This window comes from Prauserella flavalba, assembly GCF_003202235.1.
Lineage (GTDB): Bacteria > Actinomycetota > Actinomycetes > Mycobacteriales > Pseudonocardiaceae > Prauserella_A > Prauserella_A flavalba.
This window is the reverse complement of record NZ_MASU01000019.1, coordinates 1-21,944: the sequence shown is the minus strand read 5'-3', so window position 1 is coordinate 21,944 and position 21,944 is coordinate 1. Positions and strand designations below refer to the sequence as shown.

Sequence of the window (21,944 nt, the reverse complement as noted above, 5' to 3'; positions counted from 1 at the left end):
CGTGATACGGACCCGTTGTACGGTCAGCCGACGTCCACAGCCCCCACCGCCGAACCGTGGCTGGGAGACCAGCGCACGAAAGACTCCCCGCGTGGAGCACCACGCGGGGAGTCGGATTCAGGGCCGGGACCCTATTGCGCCGCCAACCGGGTGGCCGCGTCGAGCCGGATGCACTCGCCATTGAGGTAACCGTTCTCGACGATGTTGCGCACCAGCTGCGCGAACTCAGCGGGCCTGCCCAGCCGGCGAGGCTCGGTGATCATCCGGACCAGACCGTCCTGGACCGGCGTGGGCAACCCTGCCGCCATCGGCGTCTCGAACAGCCCCGGGGCGATCGCGTTGACCCGGATCCCATGACCGGCAAGGTCGCGAGCGGCAGGCAGAGTGAGCCCGATGACGCCGGCCTTGCTCGCGGCGTACGCCGCCTGTCCCGACTGGCCTTCGTACGCCGCGCCCGACGAGGTGTTCACCACCACGCCCCGCTCGCCGTTCTCCGGTTCGTTGCGGAGCATGGCGGCGACAGCGAGCCGCATCACGTTGAAGGTGCCGCACAAATTGGTCCTGATCACCCGGTCGAAGTCTTCGAGGGCCGCCGGGCGGCCGCCGCGAGAGACGATCTTCGCGGCATCGACGATACCCGCGGTGTTGACGTTCAGGTGGATGGCACCCAACTGGCGCACGACCTCGTCGACGGCACGCTCGACATCGTCCGGATCCGTGACGTCCACGGCCAGGGCGAGTCCGCCACCGATGTCGCGGACGGTCTCCTTGGCCTGTGCCTCGTCCCGGTCCAGCACCGCGATCGCGGCGCCGTGCGTTGCGAGGTCCGCGCAGACGGCACGCCCCAGGCCCGAAGCGCCACCCGCGACGAGCGCCACCTTGTTCGCAAGTTTCATGAAGTCTCCTCAGTCGTTTGTCGGCTGCTCAGCGACCGGTGAACCTCGGGGTCCGTCGTTCCGCGAAGGCCCGCAGTCCCTCGTCGAAGTCCCCACTTCCGCCGGCGTACCGTTCACACTCGGCGAGCTCGAGTGCGAGCGCCCGGTCCATCGGCTGATCCAGCCCCTGCTCCACCACCCGCTTCATCGCGGCGAGGCCGGCGGCACTGTGCGTGGCAAGCTGTTCGGCCAGCCCTTGCACCCGCGCACGCAGCTCGTTCGCGGGAACGACCTCGTTGACCACGCCGCAGTCGCGCATGCGCGCCGCGTCCCAGGACTCAGCGGTGAACAGCAGATACTTGGCCCGGTTGCTGCCGATCTTGCGCGGCAGCCGGATCGCGCCACCCCCGCCGGGAAACATCCCGTACCTGGCGTGGCCATCGGCGATCGCGGCGTCCTCGGACGCGAGCACAAGGTCGCAAGCGAGCATCAGCTCGAACCCACCTGCGACGACGTTGCCGTGTACCGCGGCGATCACCGGCAGTGGGTGCCGGGTGATCGCGGCACAGAGATCGGAGACGGAGCGCAGAAACGCGGAGAGCTGCCGCGCTCCGGCCGCATCCGGGTCCCGGGCCAGCACCATCTTCAGGTCGGCGCCCGCGCAGAACGAAGGGCCATTCCCAGCCAGGACCACCACACGGGCTCTCCTGTCTTCCCCAGCCTGCCGTAGCCCGTCCGCGATGCCCGCGACCACCTCGGCCGACAAAGCGTTGTGAGCGGCGGGCCGGTTGAGCGTGATCCACGCCGCCGAGCCACGGAGCTCGTAGAGAACGGGCGGCTCGGCGTTGTCGGAGTTGGAATCGGACACGATGCAGCGCGCTCCTCACTCCCCGACAACGACGCGCTGCCGGGGCGATCGATCGATGTCTCCGGTCGAGGTCAGGCCCGGCCCAGTCCGTCGGTGACGGCGAGAAAGCTGTCCCGTACCTCGCGGCGCAGCACCTTGCCGATCGGGGTTTTGGGCAGCGCGTCGGCGAACCGGACAGCGGTGACCTTCTTGTACGAGCCAACCCGGTTCCGGGTCCACTCGATCAGCTCCTGCTCGGTCACCTCACTGCCTTCACGGACCACGACGACCGCGTGCGGGGTCTCGCCCCACTTCGGATGGGGCACGCCGACGACGGCGGCCTCCTGTACGGCGGGATGGGCGGCCAGCGCGTTCTCGAGCTCGGCGGGCCAGATGTTGAACCCACCGGAAATGATCAGGTCTTCCTTGCGGTCGGCGAGGTAGAGGAAGCCGTCCTCGCTCACATAGCCCATGTCCTTGGTCCGTACCCCGCCGTCGGGGGTGAACCGGGCCGCGGTCCCGGCCTCGTCTCTCCAGATGGCCGACATCGTGCACGGTGCGTGCGCGACGATCTCTCCGACTTGGCCGGGTGGCAGTGCGTTGCCGTTCTCGTCCTCGATCCGCACCCAGGCGTTCGGGCTCGGCCGGCCTGCCGAGGAGAGCCGGTTCCGTTCCTGCGGGCCGTCCACCCGGTGGTGCCGGGGCGTGAGCACCGCTATCGGGACGACCTCGCTCTGACCGTAGAGCTGATACATGATGCTGCCCCACAGATCGAGGGCCTTGACGAGCGTGGTCTCCGATATCGGAGCCGCGCCGTACATGACCGCTCGCAGGCTGGTGAGGTCCTTCGTACCCGCGTCGGGGTGGTCGGTGATCATCTGGATCATCGTGGGCACCACCAGGGTGCAGGTGACGCCTTCCCGCTCTACGAGTTCGAGGAAGCCTCCGGGGTCGAAGCCCGGCATGACGACCGTGGTCGACCCCGCGGCCAGCAACGGATAGATGAACATGCCGGCAGCGTGCGTGAGTGGCCCGGCGGCGAGGTAACGATCCTCCTCGTCGAAGCTGGGCAGCACCATCGCGAACTCGTTGCCCATGCCCATCGTCGCGCGGACCGAGATCACGATTCCCTTCGGCAAGCCCGTGGTACCGGCGGAGAACCTGATGACGTGCGGATCGTCGTCTTCCAGCCGCACGTCGGGTTGCTCGGGGGACGCCCCCGCGAGGACGTCGTCGTACCGGCTGACCCCTGGCGCCACGTCGGTGTCGCCGAGCACGATCACGTGGCGCAGGCCGGTGATGTCCTCGAGCTGGCCCGCCATCCGCTCGTAGTGGCGCGATTGGATGATGAGCGCCTTGGCGCCGGTGTGCTCGATCAGGTAGCGATGTCGCTCGGGCGCGTCGTGGGCGTGCAGCGAGCATCGGACGAAGCCGCCGATGGCCGTCCCGACGATCTGCTCGAGCGACTCGAGGCAGTTGTCGCCGAGCAGAGCGACCCGGTCGCCCTGCTCGAGACCACGGTCGGCCAGCGCGTTCGCCAGCCGGCTCGCCCGTTCGGCGAGCTCGGCATAGGTCAGTGCACGGTCGTCGCACTTGACCGCGATCCGGTCGCGGTAGTCCTGCGAGACCCTGCGCAGTAGCCGTGCGGGATCCATGCCGTCTCTCCCTAGCTGTCGCCGCCGACCGGCACATCGACCGTGGTCGCCACCAGCGAAGCCGTCCCGGTCAGCCCCTGTGCGGCCTCGAAGAACCCCTCGGCGACGGCGAGCAGCAGTTCGGTGCCACCGACACCGCCGAGAGCGCACGAGTAGAGGTTGGCGCTGCCTGGCGCCGGGACCTCGTCGGTGATCCGGCCGTCCGGCGAGACCCGGACGCATCGCCGGCCTGCGGCGTCGGCCACCCATACGTGGTCGTCGCGGTCGATGGTCAGCCCGTCCGGAGCCAGCTCGAGCGCGCCGAGCATTTCGGCGGCACCGCCCGGCTCGGGCATGTCGCCGAACTGCGCCAGGGTGCGCCGGCCGGTGAGCGATCCGTCGTTCTCGATGGTGAAAGCGGTGAGCCTGCCCGCGAACGTCTCGGCCACGACCAGAGTGCGCCCGTCACCGGTGACCACAATGCCGTTGGGACACCAGAGGCCGGACGCCGCGACCCGCACGGCCCCGTCAGGGTCCGCACACAGCAGGTCACCGGGCACAGGGTCTGCTCCCTCGACGATGGCGAAGCCGATGCTGCCCACCCACGCCCGCCCCGCCCCGTCCACGAACATGTCGTTGATCCAGTGTTCCGACAGCCCGGAAAGGTCAGCGTGCTCGGTCACCGCTCCGTCCGGACTACGCCGCAGCAACCGGCGGTCCTTCATCGAGACCACGAGCAGCGAATCGTCCGGAAGCCAGCCGAGGCCTGAGCACAGCGCGTCGACCTGCATGACCTCGGAGGTCCGCCCATCCCGATCCAGGCTGAGCACAGCGCCGCGGAAGGCATCCGACGCGTACCAACGACCGTTATGCCAGCGCACGCCCTCGAAGTAGTCTCCGCCCTTGGCCAGCGTGCGGAATTCCTTACCCATCACCATGTCCTTTCGGTTCGAACGGCGGGACGAGCGCCGCCGCGGCAACACACGCCCGCACCTGGTCGCGCCTCGTACTCACAGGCCGTACGACCTGCCGATGATCTCGCGCTGAATCTCGCTCGTACCCGCGTACACGGTGCCCGCCACCGACTCGCGAAGGTGGCGTTCCATGTCGTGTTCCTTGGTGTAGCCTGCACCGCCCAGCAACTGCATGCCCTCAATGGCCAGCCGCTTGGCGGTCTCGGTGACCTTGAGCTTCACCATCGAGGCCTCGCGAGGCACCTGCCGGTTCGGATCCGCATCCAATTTGGACGCCAGCTCATAGACCAGCAGGCGGCAGCACTCCAGTTCGGTAGCGAGGTCGGCCATCCGGTGCCGGATCGCCTGGAAGCTCCCGATCGGCCTGCCGAACTGTTCCCGCTGGCGCACGTACTCCAGTGCGTCGTCGAAAGTGCGTCGCGCACGCCCGAGGAACATCGTCCCGCACATGAGCCGGTCAGTGTTGAGGCAGCTCATCATCTGCCGCCACGCGCCGCCGACCTCACCGATGACGCGATCGGCCGGCACCACCACGTCGGTGAAGTAGACGTCGTTGACCTCGTCGCCGCCCAGGGTGGGGATCGGCCGCACCGTCACCCCCGGAGCGTCGGCGGGCACGTCGATCATGGTGATGCCGCTGTGCTGATCCTCGCCCTGGGCGGTCCGGCACAGCACGAAGATTCGCGAAGCGAGGTGCGCGCACGAGATCCAGGTTTTGTGCCCGTTGATGACGTAGTCTCCGCCGCGCAGCTCCGCCTTGCACCGCAGTGATGCCGCGTCGGAGCCGGTGTCGGGTTCACTGATCGCGGTCGCGAGCAGCTCTCCGCGGCACACCGACCCCAGAATGTCCTGCTTCTGCCGCTCGGTGCCGAATCGTTCGACGACGGAGGCGCTCACCAAGGCGATCACCAGTCCGTACAGCGGCGCCTGGCCGTACGCCAGCTCCTCCACCAGGTGACAGGCATCGGTGACGCTTCCGCCACCCCCTCCGTACGCCTCGGGCAGGGCGCAGCCCACCCAGCCCAGATCGGCCACCTCCTGGTGCAGCGGCTGGCTATGGACCAGCCGGCCGCCGTCAGTCAGCGCCAGCCGCTGCTCCCGGGTTCCGCACTTGCGTTTGGTGAACTCGCGCACGGCGGCGACGAACTCCTGTCGCCCCGCGTCACCGGCTGTGACAGCCTCCATATTCGATCCTCTCGTACTGGTGTGGGCCTCCGTCGCACACGTGCTCAGGTGCCGCCACGACACCTATGCGGTGCCGCCGTTGTCGATCCGGTAGAGCAGGCCCGACGTGAACGAGGCCTCGTCGCTGACGAGGTGGACGGCCACGGCGGCGACCTCGTCCGCGGTTCCCCATCGGCCCTGCCTGGTGGCGAAGTACTGGTCGACGCTCATCCCGAGCCCGCGTGCCAGCACCTCCGAGCCCTGCTGGGCCGCAGCGGTCTGAACCAATCCTGGAACGATGGCGTTCACCCGGATCCCGTTCTCCCGGAGCTCGACCGCGGCCGTGCGGGTCAGCGCCTCGATGCCGGCCTTGGCCGCCGAGTAGGCGGCCATCCCCCGCATCGCCCGGCCGGCGGCAATCGAGGACAGGTTGAGAATCGCTCCTCCGCCACCTCGCCGGATCGCGGGCGCGGCGTGCTTGATGCCGTGGAAGGTGCCGTCGAGGTTGACCTGAATGACGCGCCGCCACTGCGTCTCGTCCATCTCGACGACACTGGAGGCGGCGCCGACGCCGGCGTTGTTGACCATGACATCCAGCGCGCCGAACTCCGCCACGGTCGAGTCGACGGCCCCGGCCACCGCAGAGCTGCGGGTGACGTCGCACGGGACGAACCGGCACCCGGGCCCCAGCCGTTCGGCCAGGGCCCTGCCTTCCGTCTCCTCGACGTCCGCGATGGTCACCGAGGCACCCTCGGCGACGAACCTGGCGACGATCGCGGCTCCGATGCCGTGTGCCCCACCCGTCACCACCGCGGCCTTGCCCGTCAACCGGCGGGTCATGAGCCTGCCCTGATGATCGGCCGATACTCCGGCTTGCCCTTCTCTCCCGCGTACACGTCGTGGACCACGAAGGAGTGCGGATTGCCGAGGAAGAGCGAGTGGTTGGTGACCAGGACGCGGTCACCCAAGAACGCCACCGAGGCCGGATCGTCGAAGGGAACCTCCTGGAGCTGGTTCTCCAGGAGGTTGGCCGGATTGCGACCGATCTCCCGGCCCTGCGGGGAAACGACGACGACCGACTTGGCGAGCGCCATGGCGATGTAGATGTTGCCCGACTCCGCGATAGCGAAGCCATCCATGCCGTCCAGCGGCCTGCTCTGCCAGAACGTCTCGAGTGCCCCCGGACTGCCGTCCGGCCGGATGTCGAGGGTGTACAGCTTGCTGGTGTCGACCCGGGGCAGTGGTCCGTCGAATGGCCCGGTGAGAGTCTGGGCGAACATCAGCGTGTCCTCGTCGACAAAGGCGATGCCGTTGGCGCCAAGGATGCTTTCGATGCGCGGGTCGGAGAACCAGACCTCGGCCTCGCCCCCGCCGGGCGGAACTCGCCAGATCAGGCCCTGACCGACATCGGTGACGTAGAGCGAGCCGTCCGGGCCGAAGGTGAGCCCGTCAGGTACGACGCACTGGGTGACCAGCACCAGGGCTGGAAGGGACACACAGAGATCCTTCACCTGACGGAAGGTCGCGTAGTCCCGCTGCTCGCCGGTCGTCGGATCGAGTGCGATGACCCGCTGCGGGTACCGATCCAGCGCGTAGATGACGCCGTCGCCGTCCTGAGCGAGACCGACGATCCCGGCACCACGATTCGGATCCTGACCTTCGATCACATACTCGCGGGTCAACTCTCCGTCCGGGGTGTAGGCGAAGATCTTGGAAGGCCCCTCGGGAAGCTCGGTGATGTGCTGCTGGGTGCCGACGTAGACGGTGCCGTCATCGGCAACAGTGATGCCCTCAGGATGACCGGGCTCCGGCACGTCGGCGAATACCCGGATGTCCAGCCATTCGCGTTCGGGCGCCTCCGTTTCGCCCCCAGCGACAGCGCTGGCCGAGCCCCCTGACAGGGCAACCGTGGCGACCATCGCGATCGTCAGCGCAACCGCAGATCGTCGCCGCCTCCACCCCTTCGCAGAACACATCATCGTGCCTTCCTCGTCATGGTTGTCCAGGACAGTAAAATAACCTTACCAGTTAGTCAAGATATTGTCCGGAACCACAGCCGTCAAGCTGGATCGGCACCACGGCGTCGCGGCCCCGAAAGGCTGCCAGCGAGCGTGCCCGTTCGGCCGTGGCCGAACCGAAGGAGACTGACCATGGCTGCGCGGAGCCGAGTGGGTGCGCGAGAGCGCGCTTCCGCCTAGTCATCGTCGCGAGGACCGCCCGGCCTGTGGTCACGTCAAGAGGCCATGCCGGCTACCGAGGCGCACGTGCGCTCGGACGGGCTTCACCGGCTCGCTGTGGACGGCGTAGGTGACCGCGTCCTGATCGAGAACCGCGTAAACCGCGGTCTCGTCGAGCTCCTCGCGCAAGCGGTCGGCGTGCTCACGGGCAAGCCCCGAGATGCCGACGGCGGAGTTGACCGCGCAACCCAGGCGCCACATCAGCATCGTCGCCCGCCACGCACGGTCGCGCTGCTGCACGACGAATCCCTCGTCGGCGTCACTGGCGGAAACAGCGGGATCGGACGCGCCGCCGCCCGAGCGCTGGCCGCCAAGAGGGCCCGTGTGGTGCTCGCCGTGCGCGATCCCGGCAAGGGCCGCGAGGCCGCCGCCTCGATCACCGGCGACGTCGACGTCCGGCAGCTCCACCTCGCCGATCTCGCCTCGGTGCGGGCGTTCGCCGAGGACTTCGCCGAACCCATCGATCTGCTGATCAACAACGCCGGCGTTATGATCCCGCCCTTCTCCCGCACGGCTGACGGCTTCGAGCTGCAGTTCGGGACCAACCACCTCGGGCATTTCGCCCTCACGAACCTGCTCCTGCCACGCCTTCGCGACCGCGTGGTCACCGTCTCGTCCAACGGGCACAGGTTCGGCTCGATCGACTTCGACGACCTCAACTGGGAACACAGGCCATACCGGGCGATGCCCGCCTACGCGGAGTCCAAGCTCGCCAGTCTGCTGTTCACCTCGGAGCTTCAGCGACGCCTCACCGAGGCAGGGTCACCGGTGATCGCGACCGCCGCACATCCCGGCATGGCGGCCACAAACCTGTTGAGATTCGACGGCCGGCGACGCGTGCGCCACGTCGTGCAGAAGGCGGTCGCGAGCCTCCTCGCGCAGAGCGACGACGACGGCGCACTGCCGACCCTGTACGCCGCCGTTGCCGACCTTCCCGGAAACAGCTATGCGGGCCCCAGCGGCTTCCTGGAGGACGCAGCGCGCCGAAGCTGGTCCAGCGCGCGGCCAGGGCGCGGGACGCCGACGCGGCATGTCGCCTCTGGGATGCCTCCGAGGGATTCACGGGAGTCGCCTTCTCCTGGCGCTCCGTCGGGTCCAGCGCGTGACCATTGTGGACGTTGTCCGCCAACCGGATGGGGCCGTCGATCCGGGCGTGCGCGGCCCGATCTCGCCGCGCCGGACGCGTTCGCCCTCAGCAACACGTGTCGAGCTGCCAGCCAGAGCGAATCAGCGTTCGGTGCGCCCTCTCCAGACAGACCGCGTGCACCTCCCTCCGGTCGTTCACCGGCGACCCGGCCGCGTCAAGGCTTGGTTCGTACCTCGCGGAGACGTCGCGCTCAGTGGGCTCCGCGTTCTCCCGATCCTTCCTCGGTGCCACCCCGCACACCCTTCAACTCGTCAGCCGGGCCTGCCCGCCATGACCGGGTCGCCGCTGAGGCGGCCGATCTGCCGCAGGCTCGCCGCGATCAGCTCCGCGGCAGGGCACCGGTGTTCGACCAGCCCCACGGTCACCGCCGTCCTCGCGCAGTAGGACACCCCGCTCCGAGGTGAGGGCTGGAGGAATCCTCCGGACATCACCCGGACGTCCGCGGCCTCGGCCAGCAGGTAGCCGGCGCCCACCGCGTCGCCGTTGACAGCGGCCACCACAGGGAGCGGATGGGCGCGCAGCTCAGCAAGCACCCGCCGCAGGCCGGCCCGTGCCCGCGTTCGGCCGGGGCCGGGCACCGGGTCCAGGTCGGGAGCGAACACGCCGCCGGCGCCCGTGAGGACGATCGGATGGACCGTTCCGACATAGGTGAGGGCCGCGCTCAGGCCCTCGAGCAGCTCGGAGGTCAGCACCGGCCCTGTCCGGGTTCGGATCACGATCGTTCCCGCCCGGTACTCCAGGTCGATCATGAACGGCCTCCTTCGGCGGTCCAGTGGCTTCCCGCGCCTGGTACCAGGCGCGGGAAGGCAGCCACGGCCTAGTAGATGTTCGACGGACGCACCATGCCTTCGGCGAGGTCGCCGAAACCGGGATCGATGATCGCACCGGGGTTCACCAGCACCTCCTCGACGACCGCGGTCTCGGTGGTGATCAGCAGCGCCGCGATGGACGCCGCACTCTCCAGCGCCGAGCGGGTCACCTTGAGCGGATCGACGACACCGGCGTCGAAGAGGTCGCGGTACTCGCCGGTGAGCGCGTCGAACCCGCCACCGTTGTCCATTGCGGACACCCGCTCCACGACCTCGTCGCCGTCGTAGCCCGCGTTGGACGCGATCCACCGCAGCGGTTCCCCGAGTGCCCGGCGCACGATCTCCCTGCCCTGCGCGGCGTCGCCGTCGAGACCGACCAGGTCCACACAGCGCGCGGCCTGCGCGAGCGGTGCGCCGCCACCGGCCACGACGCCCTCCTCCAGCGCCGCGCGCGCGGCCGCCAGCGAGTCCTCGACCCTCAGCATCCGCTCCTTGAGCTCGACGCTGGTCGCGCCGCCGACGCGCACGACGGCGATCCGGCCAGCCAGCCTGGCGATGCGCAGCTTCAGGCTGTCCTGGTCGTGCTCGATCCGGGCTCGCTGGAGCTGCTTGTCCAGCTGCCCGATCCGGGCCCGCACGGTCGCCTCGTCACCGGCGCCGCCGATGATCGTCGTCGTCTCCTCGGTGACCGTGATGTGTGCACAGCGCCCGAGATCCCGCTCGGTGACCTCGGTCAGCGTGACACCGGAGTCCTCGCTGACCACCCGCCCACCCAGCGCGGCGGCGAGGTCCTCCAGCTCCGCCACGCGCCGGTGACCGAAGCCAGGGGCTCGCACCACGACGGCCGGGCAGGTGCCGTGCACATTGCCGCTGACGATCATCTGCAGGGCGGGGCCGTCGACGTTCTCCGCGAGGATCACGAGCGGCCGGTCGAGCCGGCGGGCCGCCTCCACGGTCGGCATCAGCTCCTGCACCTGGCTGATCTTCTTGTTCGTCAGCAGGATCACCGGGTCGTCGTAGGAGGCCTCCATCCGTTCCCGGTCGGTGACCATGTACGGCGAGGTGTAGCCGTGGTCGAACTCGATCCCGTCGACCAGCTCGACGCTCAGGCCGGTCTCGTCGGACTCCTCCACCTCGACGACGCCCTCACGGCCGACCGCGGCCAGCGCCTGCGCGATCACGCGGCCGATCCGCTCGTCGTCGCTCGCCGCCAGCGTCGCGATCCGCTCCAGCTCCGTCTCGCCCGCGACCTGGGTCGCCGACTTGCGGAGCCACTCGACGACGGCCTCGACGGTCTCCTCGATGCCCCGGCGCACCCGCATGGGGTTCGCCCCCTCACCGAGCGCGGCCATGCCCTCCCGCACCATCGCCTGCGCGAGCACCGTCGCGGTGGTGGTGCCGTCGCCGACGGCGCCGTTGGTCTTCATCGCGACTTCCTTGACCAGCTGGGCGCCCATGTTGGCGAACGGCTCGCGCAGCTGCACCTCCCTGGCGATGGTCACGCCGTCGTTGGTGATCGTCGGTGGCCCCGTCAACTTCTCCAGCACGGCGTTGCGCCCCTTGGGTCCCAGGGTGACCTTCACCGCGTCGGCCAGCGTGTTGACGCCCAGCTCGAGCTGGCGCCGCGCATCGACACTGAACCGCAGCTCCTTCGCCATGATTGCTTCCTTCCTGATCAGGGGATGAGAATCGCGCGGCCACGCACCTTGCCCGCGTTCAGGTCGTCGATCGCCCGTTGGAACTCGTCCAGCCCGTACCGGGCGGTGTGCAGCTTCACCTTGCCCTGCGCGGCGAGCGTCATCAGGTCCTGCAGGTCGGTGTACGAGCCCACCAGGTTGCCGATGAAGTTGATCTCCGTCGAGATGATGTCGATGGTGGGGACGTCGATGTTCTCGCCGTAGCCGACCACGTAGTAGTTGCCCGCGCGGCGTAGCATCCGCACGCCCTCGGAGGTCGTTCCGCCTTCGCCGACGAAGTCCAGGACCGCCTCCGCACCGTGCCCGCCCGTCAGCTCGAGGACCTGCTCGACGTGCGTACCGTCGGCGACGACCGTCACGTCGGCGCCGACCTGCTGGGCCAGCTCGAGCGCCCCGCGGTTGCGGTCGACGACGACAAGGGTGGCCGCGCTCATCGCCTTCAGGCACTGGATGCCGATGTGGCCGAGGCCGCCAGCGCCGATGATCACGCAGACGTCGCCGGGACGCAGGGCACGGGCGGCCTTGGCGGCGGCGTGCTGCGCGGTCAGCCCGGCGTCGGCGAGGGCGGCCACGTCGGCGGGTTCGAGACTGTCGTCCAGCTTCACGCACGACCGGGCCGACGTGAGCAGGTACTCGGCGTAGCCGCCGTGGGTGTCGATGCCGGGGAACCGCGAGTTCTCGCAGTGCACGTCGTCGCCGAGGCGGCAGGCCCGGCACAGGCCGCACGTCATGAGCGGGTGGAGGATCACCTTGTCCCCCACCGCCACGTTGGTCACCGCGTCACCGACCGCGTGCACCCAGCCCGCGTTCTCGTGCCCGATCGTGTAAGGCAGGGTGACTCCCGACTTCTCCGCCCACTGGCCTTCGAGAATGTGGATGTCGGTGCGGCACACCCCGGCGGCGCCGACCTTCACCACGACGTCCAGCGGCCCGGTGATCTTGGGTTCGTCGACGTCGCGCAGTTCGAGGTTCTGGTGGTACCCGGTGACCTGTGCGGCTTTCATGCGTGGCTCCTGGAGTTGGTGACGACCGGGGTGGCCTGGTCGGTGCCGGCGTAGCGGGTCGCGAGCAGGCCCCGGCAGAAGTGGGCGTTGCCCTCGATGGACACGCGGGTGGCGGCGGCCAGCCGCAACCGCAGCGCCACGTCGGACGTCGCGATCGGCGTGCCGTCGTGGTCGACCAGCACGCGTGCGTGCGGATGGCTGGGCAGCCCGATGGCCTCGCGCCGTCGCACCAACGCCGACTTGAGCGGGTTGACGGGCAGGTCGAACAGCTCCAGCAGGGGCAGTTCCTCGATCGTCCAGGCACCGCTGGCCAGCGCCGAACGGCAGCACCGTTCCATCGCGGCCAGGTGCGCCTTGCGCTGGAACGTGCGGCGGAGCTCGTCGAGGCTGTCCTCAGCCTCGACGCCGAAGGTTCCGACGTAGCCGAGCCCGGCGGCCGTCCCCTTGTTGATCTTGTCGGAGTCGTGGTGGTCGTCGAGCAGCACCCGCACCCGGCCTGCCTCCGGCACCTCCGCCAGCGCGTCGTAGGCGTCGGCGACCATGAGGTAGGCGAAGTTGGGGGCACAGAACGAGGTGGGCAGCCGCAGGTGCACCTCCACGCCGTTGTCGTCGATGGTCACCGACCGGACGAAGCCCAGTTCGGTCACGGGTTCGTCCAGTTCGGGGTCGATCACCGTCGCCAGCGCCGAGAGCACCTCGGCCTCGACGGACCGGACCGTACTGGTCATCACACACCCGCCCCCGTCACCTCGCCGGGCAGCCGGAACTGCCGGGGCACGTCGAGGCCGTACAACGCGGCCGCGTTGAGCCCGAGGATCTTCTTCTTCTGTTCCGGCGTGATCGCCGGGTACTCCGGCAGGTCCTCGGGGATCTGGAAGTCGACGAACTGCTCCACGAGCCACTTCGGCGTCCACAGTGCGTAGTCGCTGCCGAACAGGATCCGGTCCTCGCCGATCCAGTAGAGCAGCTCACCGATGATCTGGGCGAAGTAGCGGGGCCGCGTGTGAATGAACGGCATCGCGACCGCGAGTCCACCGTAGACGTTCGACTCCTGCGTCGCGATCCAGCAGAAATCCTCCAGCCGCGGCAGGCCGACGTGCTCGACGATGAAGTTCAGGTCGAGGTAGTCGGTGGCGACCTTGTCGATGTCGGCGACGTCGAACGCGTCCCGGTCGAGCGGGCGGATCGTCGGTCCCTTGTGGACGTGGATGTTCCTGATGCCCAGTTCGAGGCACTCCTCGAGGTACCGGCGCGACCACGGTTCGTCGAGCTTGTAGCCCCGCGAGTCGCCGTGCCACTCGGCGGTGTAGAGCTTGACGCCCTGCAGGTTCATCCGCTCGGCGTCGCGGCGCAGCTGCTCCAGGCCCGCCTTGCCGTCACGGGGGTCGTAGGCGTGGTTGTAGGTCAGCTTGCCGGGGTGCCTCCTGGTGAGCTCCAGCGCCTCCTCGGTCTGGCCGAACCCGTTCTTGTAGAAGTCGCGCAGCAGTGTCGCCTGGAAGATCGCGTGGTCGACGTAGCCCTCCTGGAACAGGTCCTTCATGAACCGCTCGGCGCCGTAGTAGGTGTAGGTGTCGTAGTCCCAGACGACCTCTTCGGGGCTGAGGTTCCTGTGGTAGTCGTAGAAGCAGTCGATGAACTGCTTGCCGTGCACGTTCCTGTGGTTCGACGCGCGGCCGTCCCAGATGTGGACATGTCCGTCGACGACGTAGTACCGCTCGCCATCCTTTTCGTACATCAGAGAGGCTCCTCACCCTGTGCTGTGGTCGTGTGCTGGGGAACGGTGGTGGCGGGACTCCCCCGCGAAGGTCCCGCCACCACCCGGATCGGGCCGTCCGGCGTCAGCCGTGTGCGAGCAGGTCGAAGCCGATGTACTCGGCGGCGTCCTCGGGGTTGGCGAACAGCAGCGTGCGGTCGTCCAGGTGCACCATGCGCCCGTAGTGCGTCGAGCTGATCTCCTCGAAGATCGAACCGTCGAAGGACTCGCCGAGCGCCTCGGTGAGCTCGTCGTAGTCGAACTCCAGGAGCCTGGTGCCGTCCACGCGGATCATGGACGGGTACTCCACGAGCGAGACGCCCTCCTTGGTCGCCATCACGTCGGCGACGACCCGTCCCACGGGGGTGTTCATGAGGGTGACCCCGCACATGTTCGAGGATCCGGCCTGGGAACCGAACTGCATGCTGCCGCTCACTTCTCCAACTCCTTCGGCACGTCGAGCCCGATCTCCTCGAGCAGCTGGGTGAACTTCTCCTTGGTGGCGCCGAGCGAGTCGGCGAACGTGAGTGTCTTCTCCGCCGGCTGCGACCAGATCGGCTGCAACGCGTGAGCGGCGTCGAGGCACGGCGGCACCCATTTCGCGAGCCACCGCCCGAACAGCTCCCTGTTGCTCTCGCCGAACTTCTCGTCCCTCGTGAGCAGCCGGAACAGCGCGCGCGTGTAGCCCAGGTCGCGGCTGTAGTCGTGCTCCCCGGTGCCGACGATCGTCGGCGTGATGTAGTCGCCGTTCTTGGCGGCGATCTGCATGACCAGCTCCGACCGGAAGAGCTGGCCGACGAGCTGCTCGAAGACGACGTTGGTGCCGAACAGCAGCTCGGCCCAGTCGCCGACGGCCGTGAGCTCCTCGACGACCTTGCGGGTCGGCTGCCACTCCTCGGCCGAGGCCCACACCTGCTTGTGCACCGATCCGTCGAAGGTGTCGAGCGACTCGGACAGGTCCAGGTTGAACAGCGCGAGGTCCTGGGCGAAGCGCATCTTGTGCGCTGCGTTGACGGCCACCGCGGTGTTGATCATGTTGGTCGGGCCGGAGCGCTGGATCGACGTGAACACGTGCAGCGCCATGCCGTTCTCGGCGTGCATCCAGGCGCCGAGGTTGCTCGCGATGAACTTCTGCCACGCCGTGTTCCAGTTGCCGTAGGCGCCGGCGCGCTTGGCGTTCTCGAGGCACAGGGCGACCTGGCGCACCACCGCCGAGTTGTTGCGGTAGATCGTCTGCTCCCATTCCTCGTTGGGGTCGAGGAACGCGTGCCAGTTGGACGACTTCGCCGCCGTCCACTCCTGCGGGTAACCACCGGGGCCGTCACCGAAGCCGTAGATCCAGCCCTGGCTGAGGTGCCGCTCCGGGTCCGGCTGCACGTCGACGGTCACGTCCTCGTACACGGTCGCCCGCAGCTTGGCCGGCGTGAAGTAGTTGTAGGTGCGGCTCTTGGAGCTCGGGAACTCCAGTGCGCCTGCCTCGGAGTCGGTGAACTCCACCTTCGGGAAGCTGCGCACCTTGGGCGCAGCCGTTGCGCTGTTCGCCATGCGATATCTCCTCTGATATCTACTCGTCAGAAACCGACGTGGTGAACTTGTCGTAGAACACCTGGTCGTCCGGCACGCCCTGCCGGGAGGCCAGCTCCAGCGCGGCGTCCACCATCGGCGGCGGCCCGCACAGGTAGACCTCGGACCGGTGCAGCTCCGGCTCCCGCGCCTCGACGACGTCGGTCACCATGCCGTGCTCGGCGGTGAGGCCGAGTTCCTCGGCGCCGGCACCGGACTCGGACAGGGCGACGACGAACTCGAAGTCCTGAAGCCGGTCGCCCAGTGCGCGGATCTCGTCCAGATAGAACAGATCCGCGGGGGTGCGGGCGCCGTAGTAGAAGCGGATCCGGCGGGTGTCGCCGGTTTCGCTCAGGTGCCGCAACAGGCCGAGGACCGGCGCCATCCCGGCCCCGCCCGCCAGCAGCACCAGGGGCAGGACGTGCCCGTTCTTCAGGGTGAAGTTGCCGTAGGGGCCCGTGAGGTCGATCGGGTCGCCGACCTCGATGCCGTCGTCCAGCAGCGCCGAGAACCGGCCGCCGGGGTACTTCTTGATCACGAACTCGATGTGGTCGCGTGTGGACGGTGTCGTCGCCATCGAGAAGGACCGGTGCTCGTCCGTTCCCGGGATGGTCAGGTCGGCGTACTGGCCCGGCTTGAACTCGTACGCCGGCGGGTCGACCGGCCTCAGCTTGAGGCCCACGATGTCGTGCGTGTGGGGCACGATCTCCACGACCTCGGTCCGGATCTCCTGCAACGGGGCGGAGTTGAGCAGCTCCTCCTCGTCGAAGTTGAGCAGCTCGATCGTGCAGTCGCTGAAGGCGTGTGCCCGGCACAACAGCACGTAGCCCTCCTCCACCTCGGCGTCGTTGCAGGCGAACGTCGAGTAGCGCTCCATCTGGATCTCGCCGTCCAGGACATAGGACTTGCATGCCGAGCACTGTCCCTCGCGGCAGCCGTGCATGAGGTGGATGCCCTGGCGGAACGCGGCGTCGAGGATCTTCTCGTCCTCGCGGACCTCCATCTCGATGTCGACCGGTTCGAAGGAGATGCGATGTTTGTCGGCCATGGGTCACTCGATTCTCGGGAGCGGACGGCGGCGGCGCCTCAGGCGGCCGCCACCGCCGTCCGCTGGTCCTGGCGGCCGTCAGGCAGCGGTCACGTTGGGGTTGGCGCGGTACGCCGCCGCCCACTCCTCGCGCTCGGAGTCGGTCATCTCGTTGAGGGTCACGTTCGGGCTGGCGAACCGGATGCCGCGGAGGTCGTCAAGGGTCCACAGCTTCTTCGGGTCGTCGAGGTCCAGGTGCGGCTGCGGGATGAGCGTCTTGCCGTCGTCGCGGACGTAGCCCAGGTCCTTCACGATGTCGGCGAGGTCCCGGTCGTGGTGCAGCGTCTCCCACTCGCGCTGCCCGGTGAGCCTGCCCATGTTCGGCGTCTCGCGACCCTCGTACTCGGGGCGGAAGGCGACCTTGTCGGTCCAGGCGCAGGTCTCCGAGCAGTAGGTCCGCCACTGGTCGTCGACCTTGTCGACCACCAGGTCCTCGCGGACCAGGCAGGGCACCATGCACGTCCAGCACCGGTGCGGGTACTCGTACCCGACCTCCTCGAACGCGATGGGCTTGTTCCGGCCCGGGTAGCGAAGCCGGTTGTAGGCCTCCCACCACTTGCCGAACTGGTTGTACCAGCCGGGGTACTTGTCCTCGAACCACTCGAAGTCGGCGTCGGTCATCCCGTCGATGCGCCAGTAGTTCACCGGCCAGCCCGTGGCGAAGAACTGCGCCACGCGGTGCACGTAGAACTTGTTGGTGATCCGGTTCCACGCCTCCTCGACGAGGTCGTGCGGGATCACCAGCCCGTACTTCTCCAGCGGGAGCAGGTAGCTGCGGTAGTAGTCGTCGTAGATCCAGCGGCGCCACATCTCGGCGTAGCTCTCGCGGTCCTTGCGGCGGTCCTTGGTGCCGTACTCGATGAACGTGCCGATCGCGGCGTCCACCACGCAGTGGTTGTTCCACCAGGCGTAGCGCAGGTCGCGTTCCAGCAGCGGCCGGTTGCGCTCGTCGGCCAGCGCCATCAGCAGGATGGAGTAGCCGTTGCTGATGTGGCGAGACTCGTCGGACTGCACCGAGTGGAAGACGGTGGGCAGCAGGTAGTCGCCATTGGCGGCGGCCTCGTCGGGCATCGCGACGAACAGCGTGTTGGTGAAGGCGGTCTCGGCGACGACGGTCAGGTAGATGTTGGCCGCGGTGATCGCGTCACCGGTGATGAACCCCTCACCGAACTGGCGGCCGATGGTGCCCGCGTAGTTGTTCGCGAACGCCTTCTCCGTGATGTCGAAGCCGGCCGGGTCGATGTAGTTGTTCATGTACAGCTTCTTGAGGTTCATCTGGATCGTCGAGTGCCGGACCTCGTCGATCATCTGCACCGCGAGTCCGTTGTGGATCTCCGGGTTCGGGACGGCGTCGATCGCCATCGGCATCGCTCGCGCCGCGGAGATCTCGGGGAACGGGATGATGGAGAGGAACAGCTTCTGCCACTCCAGCCAGCGCTGCTGCACCTGCCGGAACATGTTCCCCCGGATCGCACCGTCCATGGCCCCGAAGACGCGGTTGTCCTTTTCCTCCTCCATCGGGAAGTACGACCGCATGATCTGCTTGAGCGGGTCCTTCTTCGGTGCCTTCTCGAATGTGTAGTCGGTGCCGAAGCGCGTCGCCGGCGTCGCGAACGTCGGCTCCCAGGACAGCTCCGTGATCTTGTTGTGCGCCTTGGTGAGACTCTGCCTGCTCAATTCAGCCTCCTCGAAACCGGGGTCAAATTGCCCGGCGGTCGTCACTGACGAAGGAGAGTGTGTTGCGCATCGCAGGTAAGTTCTGTCTCAATGTGAGACTGCGCGGCCTAGCGGTGCCCGCCACGATGGGCCTGGAGGCACAGCGCCCCGGCAACCGACGTCAAAGGAGACGGTGGTGACGACGCACGGACACAGGTCGGACTCGCAGGTCAGCGCCCTGCGGGAGAAGTTCCTCGAACGTCCTCTGCCCGAGCTTCCCGGCGTGCGGGACATCATCTCCGCTTCCTGGCGACGCGCCCTCGAGCACCAGGTCGACGCCGACGAGCCGGATCCCGTCTTCGTCGCCGACCGCGACGAGGAGAGCATGCTGGTCCGCAGCGCCACGCCGATCCTGGACAACCTGTGCAGCGAGCTCGCCGCCCATCCGGTCGCCGTCCTGCTCACCGACGCCGACGGCCTGGTCGTGCACCGGTCCAGCATGGACCGATCGCTCGACTCAGGCCTCGACCGCATCTCGCTCGCACCCGGCTATAGCTATGCGGAGGAGTCGATCGGGACGAACGGGATCGGCACCACCCTCGAATGCCAGGAGCCCGTGCTCGTGTCGGGATTCGAGCACTTCAACAGCCGCCTGGCCGACTTCGAGTGCGCGGGAGCGCCCATCTACCACCCGGTGCGCGGGCAGCTGGTCGGCGTACTCGACCTGACCTCCTGGGCCGGCACACCGGGCCCGCTGCTCCTGACGCTGGCGCGCCGGACGGCCAAGCAGATCGAGGAGGCGATGCTCGCCGGTACCGGCGCCCGGGAGCTCGCACTGTTCCGTGAGTACCTCGTCTCGTGCCGGCGAGGATCGGGCGCGATCCTCGCCGTCAACGAGGACGTGGTCATGGTCAACAACCACGCCAGGGAGCTTTACGACGCGGCCGACCGGGCGGCGCTGATCACCCACAGTGCCGATGTCGCCGGATCGTCCACACCGGTCACCGTTCTGGCCGATCTTCCGTCCGGTGTGGTCGCCCGGCTGGAGTACCGGCCCGTGTACAGCGGCTCCGTGCTCGCGGGCGGGGTGTTCCGGGTCAAGAGCCAGTCCGCCTCGCGGCGCACGGCAGGCCACGCCGATCCGCAGCTGGCCGGCGTCGTCGGCGGCAGCCCGGCCTGGCGGCAGGCGTGCTCCGCCGCGCAGGCGAGCTTCACCAGCGGCAACTGGCTGGTGCTGACCGGCGAGCGCGGCACCGGGAAAGCAGCGCTCGCGCAGGCCGTCGCCCGCCACCACTCACCCGGTGGGCACCTGATCGTCCGGGACTGCGAGGGCGTGGACGACTACGAGGCATGGGCGGCCGCCCTTGCCGAGGAGGTCGCGGGAGGAAACTCGCCGGCGGTGGTCCTGCGGCACGCCGACACACTCGGCACCGAAGGCATGCGGCGCCTCACCGACCTGTTCACCACGTGGCAGGCCGCTCCTCCGGCCGAGGTGCCCTCGTGGGTCGCCGTCACGCTCAGCGGCGCACCACGCGACGCCGACGCCGCCGGATGGCTGATGCCGTTCTTCGCGCACACGGTCGAGGTGCCACCACTGCGGCACCGGACCGAGGACCTGCGCCGCCTCGTTCCGCACCTGCTGGCCCGCCACGCGAAAGGCCGCGACCTGGCGCCCTCGGACGGGTGCCTGCGCCAGCTCATGCGCCTGCCGTGGCCGGGGAACATCCGCCAGCTGGAACGCGTGCTGGCCGAGGTCTCCCGGCACCACCGCTCCGGCACGGTCGAGGTCACCGACCTCCCCGCCGAGTGCCGCACCATCACGCGACGTCGGCTCACCCAGCTCGAGTCGATCGAACGCGACGCCATCGTCCGCAGCCTCGCGGCCAACCACGGCAACAAAGAGCGGGCCGCGGCCGAGCTCGGCATGTCGAGGGCCACCATCTACCGCAAGATCCGCGCCTTCGGCATCGTTCCCGGCCACTGAACCAGCGCCCGAGGGCCAATATCGCTGTGAGCACCGACTCGTGGGGCTGGCCACTGGTGCTCAACGAGCATGCCACTCACAAGGGTGAGACCCGCCGCCCGATCGACGGATCCGACGTACCGTCGGAGGTCCGTTATCGCCAACCGAGCACAGGTGGTCGTGGGGCGAGACACCCCTGGGGAACCTCGACCTGCGTGGCCGGATTGGACGTCGCCATGCCGGAACACAACCCGCATCCGTGCCCTGTCCAGGCCGATTCGGGTGCGCTTTCTGCCACGGTCGTCCGCCTTGGCACCTGCTGCGTCGTGACACTCGCGGGAGACGTCGACATGGCTACCGTGGGCCGGTTTCACAGCGCGGTGGGCGACGAGCCGACCGGACCGACCGACGCGCTGATCGTCGACTTCTCCCTGGTCACGTTCTGTGGGTGCAGCGCCGTGAGCTACCTGCTCCAGCTGGCCGAAAGGGCTCGGGCGCGCCATGCCCGACTCGCCGTCGTCCCGTGCCGTCACCTGAACCGGGTACTCGAGATCGTGGGCCTCGAGCGGACAATGCCGACATACGAGACGTGCACGGAAGCGATCGCGGACACCGGTTGCGCCGAGCCTCGCGTCGGGTAGGGGTGTTTCACCGATCCGCCAGATCGGTGAAGTGCCACGGACCGCACCCTCGGGTACGACTTTCGCCCGCGACACCACGGATACCGATCGCTGGGCCGTCGTCCCACGAACGAGTTCGCGATCAACGCAGAGCATCGCCGACTGCGGGCGCGCTGAACGCGGGCACCCGAACCGCTACTGCCGTACGGGCTCCGCCGGCGTCGCGGCAGCGGCGGATACCGCCACCTGGCGCTGGTCGTCCACCTCACCCACGTCGGCGTCCGGCTCGGACTCGTCAGCAAACGGCCAGCCGTGGCGGCCGACGATCTGATCGAACAACGGCGTCGACTCCCCTGCGCCGTCGGGCCTCGCCTCCGCCGCATGATCGCCACTCATGGCGCCCCCTCGACATCCACAATTCGTTCCGCCTTTACCCAGCTCGGTTCGCGATCCGCGGCTGAATCAGGCGCTTTCACCGGAACCCACCACGTGGTCGTGTAACGATCGAAAACGGGCTCGGCCACCACTGTCGCCCGGCGGCAAACACGACTCCAATCGCGACGACGGGCAGCCAGATACGTCACTCGATCACCGATCCGCCAACGGCCGTGTCCGTGCCCGGTCATGTCCCCTCCCACACAAGCTCGACAACCAGCGGGAAACGGCCACGCGAGACTAACAGCTCGCCCCGGGGACGGAAAACGACTCACTTGCCCGGGGGATACCGGGCGATCAATTGACGTCGCGAATCCTGGACGGCAGGCACCCCAGACAAGATCACACCGGTAACCGGTGTGGGGCTTCAGCCATGCCCGCCGCAGAGTTCGCGGGAAACGCCGTCCTCTCGGCCGGCACCCGGCGAGGACGGATCATCGAGCCCCTCCCCGATCGGGCAGGCCGCGTCTGACATGGCC

Annotated in this window: 19 protein-coding genes and 1 pseudogene; 3 read left to right on the top strand and 17 right to left on the bottom strand. The window is 68.5% G+C overall.

Annotated features, from left to right (window positions below; translation table 11 throughout):
• Window positions 1–131: 131 nt before the first annotated feature.
• From BA062_RS35000 to BA062_RS34970, 7 genes are all read right to left on the bottom strand, one after another.
• Window positions 132–878: an SDR family NAD(P)-dependent oxidoreductase gene (locus tag BA062_RS35000; protein ID WP_342768974.1), complete on the bottom strand. Its 747-nt coding sequence runs from the start codon at window positions 876–878 to the stop codon at window positions 132–134.
• A gap of 46 nt (window positions 879–924) precedes the next feature.
• On the bottom strand, window positions 925–1,743 hold the full coding sequence (locus tag BA062_RS34995; protein ID WP_110343441.1) for an enoyl-CoA hydratase/isomerase family protein: 819 nt from the start codon (window positions 1,741–1,743) through the stop codon (window positions 925–927).
• Between the two features lie 71 nt (window positions 1,744–1,814).
• Window positions 1,815–3,377 carry a class I adenylate-forming enzyme family protein gene (locus tag BA062_RS34990; RefSeq protein WP_110343440.1) on the bottom strand — a complete coding sequence of 521 codons (1,563 nt, stop codon included), beginning with the start codon at window positions 3,375–3,377 and terminating at the stop codon, window positions 1,815–1,817.
• An 11-nt stretch (window positions 3,378–3,388) separates the two neighbouring features.
• Entirely contained in the window at window positions 3,389–4,288 is a 900-nt protein-coding gene (locus tag BA062_RS34985; RefSeq protein WP_168214179.1) for an SMP-30/gluconolactonase/LRE family protein, read from the bottom strand.
• Between the two features lie 78 nt (window positions 4,289–4,366).
• The gene (locus BA062_RS34980) at window positions 4,367–5,515 is read right to left on the bottom strand and encodes an acyl-CoA dehydrogenase family protein (RefSeq protein WP_110343438.1); all 1,149 of its coding nucleotides are present in this window, start codon (window positions 5,513–5,515) and stop codon (window positions 4,367–4,369) included.
• A 63-nt stretch (window positions 5,516–5,578) separates the two neighbouring features.
• Window positions 5,579–6,334: an SDR family NAD(P)-dependent oxidoreductase gene (locus BA062_RS34975; protein ID WP_110343437.1), complete on the bottom strand. Its 756-nt coding sequence runs from the start codon at window positions 6,332–6,334 to the stop codon at window positions 5,579–5,581.
• Entirely contained in the window at window positions 6,331–7,413 is a 1,083-nt protein-coding gene (locus BA062_RS34970) for an SMP-30/gluconolactonase/LRE family protein (RefSeq protein WP_110343436.1), read from the bottom strand. Before BA062_RS34970 ends, BA062_RS34975 begins: the two co-directional genes overlap by 4 nt.
• A gap of 324 nt (window positions 7,414–7,737) precedes the next feature.
• Here BA062_RS34970 and BA062_RS34965 point away from each other — a divergent pair.
• Window positions 7,738–8,646 (top strand): annotated as a pseudogene (locus BA062_RS34965) (oxidoreductase); the annotation flags it as partial.
• Between the two features lie 483 nt (window positions 8,647–9,129).
• Here the strand turns inward: BA062_RS34965 and BA062_RS34960 are convergent.
• The 9 genes from BA062_RS34960 to BA062_RS34920 all read right to left on the bottom strand — a co-directional run bounded on the left by BA062_RS34960 (window position 9,130) and on the right by BA062_RS34920 (window position 18,468).
• Window positions 9,130–9,627 carry an enoyl-CoA hydratase/isomerase family protein gene (locus BA062_RS34960; protein ID WP_110343435.1) on the bottom strand — a complete coding sequence of 166 codons (498 nt, stop codon included), beginning with the start codon at window positions 9,625–9,627 and terminating at the stop codon, window positions 9,130–9,132.
• A 68-nt stretch (window positions 9,628–9,695) separates the two neighbouring features.
• Window positions 9,696–11,345, bottom strand: coding sequence for a chaperonin GroEL (gene groL, locus BA062_RS34955; protein WP_110343434.1), 1,650 nt, complete (start codon window positions 11,343–11,345; stop codon window positions 9,696–9,698).
• Window positions 11,346–11,362: 17 nt separating this feature from the next.
• Window positions 11,363–12,388, bottom strand: coding sequence for an NAD(P)-dependent alcohol dehydrogenase (locus BA062_RS34950; protein ID WP_110343433.1), 1,026 nt, complete (start codon window positions 12,386–12,388; stop codon window positions 11,363–11,365).
• The gene (locus BA062_RS34945; protein WP_110343432.1) at window positions 12,385–13,116 is read right to left on the bottom strand and encodes a metal-sulfur cluster assembly factor; all 732 of its coding nucleotides are present in this window, start codon (window positions 13,114–13,116) and stop codon (window positions 12,385–12,387) included. The genes BA062_RS34950 and BA062_RS34945 overlap by 4 nt, the downstream gene beginning before the upstream one ends.
• Window positions 13,116–14,123 (bottom strand): amidohydrolase family protein, encoded by a 1,008-nt coding sequence (locus tag BA062_RS34940; RefSeq protein WP_110343431.1) that lies wholly within the window; start codon window positions 14,121–14,123, stop codon window positions 13,116–13,118. Before BA062_RS34940 ends, BA062_RS34945 begins: the two co-directional genes overlap by 1 nt.
• A gap of 103 nt (window positions 14,124–14,226) precedes the next feature.
• Complete coding sequence (gene mimD / locus BA062_RS34935) at window positions 14,227–14,577, bottom strand: propane 2-monooxygenase effector subunit MimD (RefSeq protein WP_391353069.1); 351 nt, start codon at window positions 14,575–14,577, stop codon at window positions 14,227–14,229.
• Window positions 14,574–15,686 carry an aromatic/alkene monooxygenase hydroxylase subunit beta gene (locus tag BA062_RS34930; protein WP_110343430.1) on the bottom strand — a complete coding sequence of 371 codons (1,113 nt, stop codon included), beginning with the start codon at window positions 15,684–15,686 and terminating at the stop codon, window positions 14,574–14,576. The genes mimD and BA062_RS34930 overlap by 4 nt, the downstream gene beginning before the upstream one ends.
• A gap of 19 nt (window positions 15,687–15,705) precedes the next feature.
• A complete protein-coding gene (locus BA062_RS34925; RefSeq protein ID WP_110343429.1) occupies window positions 15,706–16,752 on the bottom strand; it encodes a 2Fe-2S iron-sulfur cluster-binding protein in 1,047 nt (348 codons plus the stop codon).
• Between the two features lie 78 nt (window positions 16,753–16,830).
• Complete coding sequence (locus BA062_RS34920; protein ID WP_110343428.1) at window positions 16,831–18,468, bottom strand: ferritin family protein; 1,638 nt, start codon at window positions 18,466–18,468, stop codon at window positions 16,831–16,833.
• Between the two features lie 175 nt (window positions 18,469–18,643).
• Between BA062_RS34920 and BA062_RS34915 the strand changes: the two genes are divergently transcribed.
• Window positions 18,644–20,431, top strand: coding sequence for a sigma-54-dependent Fis family transcriptional regulator (locus BA062_RS34915; RefSeq protein WP_245960157.1), 1,788 nt, complete (start codon window positions 18,644–18,646; stop codon window positions 20,429–20,431).
• 194 nt (window positions 20,432–20,625) lie between these two features.
• Window positions 20,626–21,051 carry an STAS domain-containing protein gene (locus BA062_RS34910; RefSeq protein ID WP_110343427.1) on the top strand — a complete coding sequence of 142 codons (426 nt, stop codon included), beginning with the start codon at window positions 20,626–20,628 and terminating at the stop codon, window positions 21,049–21,051.
• 174 nt (window positions 21,052–21,225) lie between these two features.
• Here the strand turns inward: BA062_RS34910 and BA062_RS34905 are convergent, their stop codons facing one another.
• Entirely contained in the window at window positions 21,226–21,426 is a 201-nt protein-coding gene (locus BA062_RS34905; RefSeq protein ID WP_110343426.1) for a hypothetical protein, read from the bottom strand.
• Window positions 21,427–21,944: the final 518 nt, after the last annotated feature.

Excerpts from the sequence above, each read along its gene's own strand:
- BA062_RS34930 (WP_110343430.1), bottom strand. The coding sequence starts at position 15,686 with ATGGCGAACAGCGCAACGGCTGCGCCCAAGGTGCGCAGCTTCCCGAAG.
- BA062_RS34980 (WP_110343438.1), bottom strand. The coding sequence starts at position 5,515 with ATGGAGGCTGTCACAGCCGGTGACGCGGGGCGACAGGAGTTCGTCGCC.
- BA062_RS34960 (WP_110343435.1), bottom strand. The coding sequence starts at position 9,627 with ATGATCGACCTGGAGTACCGGGCGGGAACGATCGTGATCCGAACCCGG.
- BA062_RS34940 (WP_110343431.1), bottom strand. The coding sequence starts at position 14,123 with ATGTACGAAAAGGATGGCGAGCGGTACTACGTCGTCGACGGACATGTC.
- BA062_RS34905 (WP_110343426.1), bottom strand. The coding sequence starts at position 21,426 with ATGAGTGGCGATCATGCGGCGGAGGCGAGGCCCGACGGCGCAGGGGAG.
- BA062_RS34925 (WP_110343429.1), bottom strand. The coding sequence starts at position 16,752 with ATGGCCGACAAACATCGCATCTCCTTCGAACCGGTCGACATCGAGATG.
- BA062_RS34985 (WP_168214179.1), bottom strand. The coding sequence starts at position 4,288 with ATGGGTAAGGAATTCCGCACGCTGGCCAAGGGCGGAGACTACTTCGAG.
- BA062_RS34975 (WP_110343437.1), bottom strand. The coding sequence starts at position 6,334 with ATGACCCGCCGGTTGACGGGCAAGGCCGCGGTGGTGACGGGTGGGGCA.
- BA062_RS34945 (WP_110343432.1), bottom strand. The coding sequence starts at position 13,116 with ATGACCAGTACGGTCCGGTCCGTCGAGGCCGAGGTGCTCTCGGCGCTG.
- groL (WP_110343434.1), bottom strand. The coding sequence starts at position 11,345 with ATGGCGAAGGAGCTGCGGTTCAGTGTCGATGCGCGGCGCCAGCTCGAG.
- BA062_RS34990 (WP_110343440.1), bottom strand. The coding sequence starts at position 3,377 with ATGGATCCCGCACGGCTACTGCGCAGGGTCTCGCAGGACTACCGCGAC.
- BA062_RS34970 (WP_110343436.1), bottom strand. The coding sequence starts at position 7,413 with ATGGTCGCCACGGTTGCCCTGTCAGGGGGCTCGGCCAGCGCTGTCGCT.
- BA062_RS34950 (WP_110343433.1), bottom strand. The coding sequence starts at position 12,388 with ATGAAAGCCGCACAGGTCACCGGGTACCACCAGAACCTCGAACTGCGC.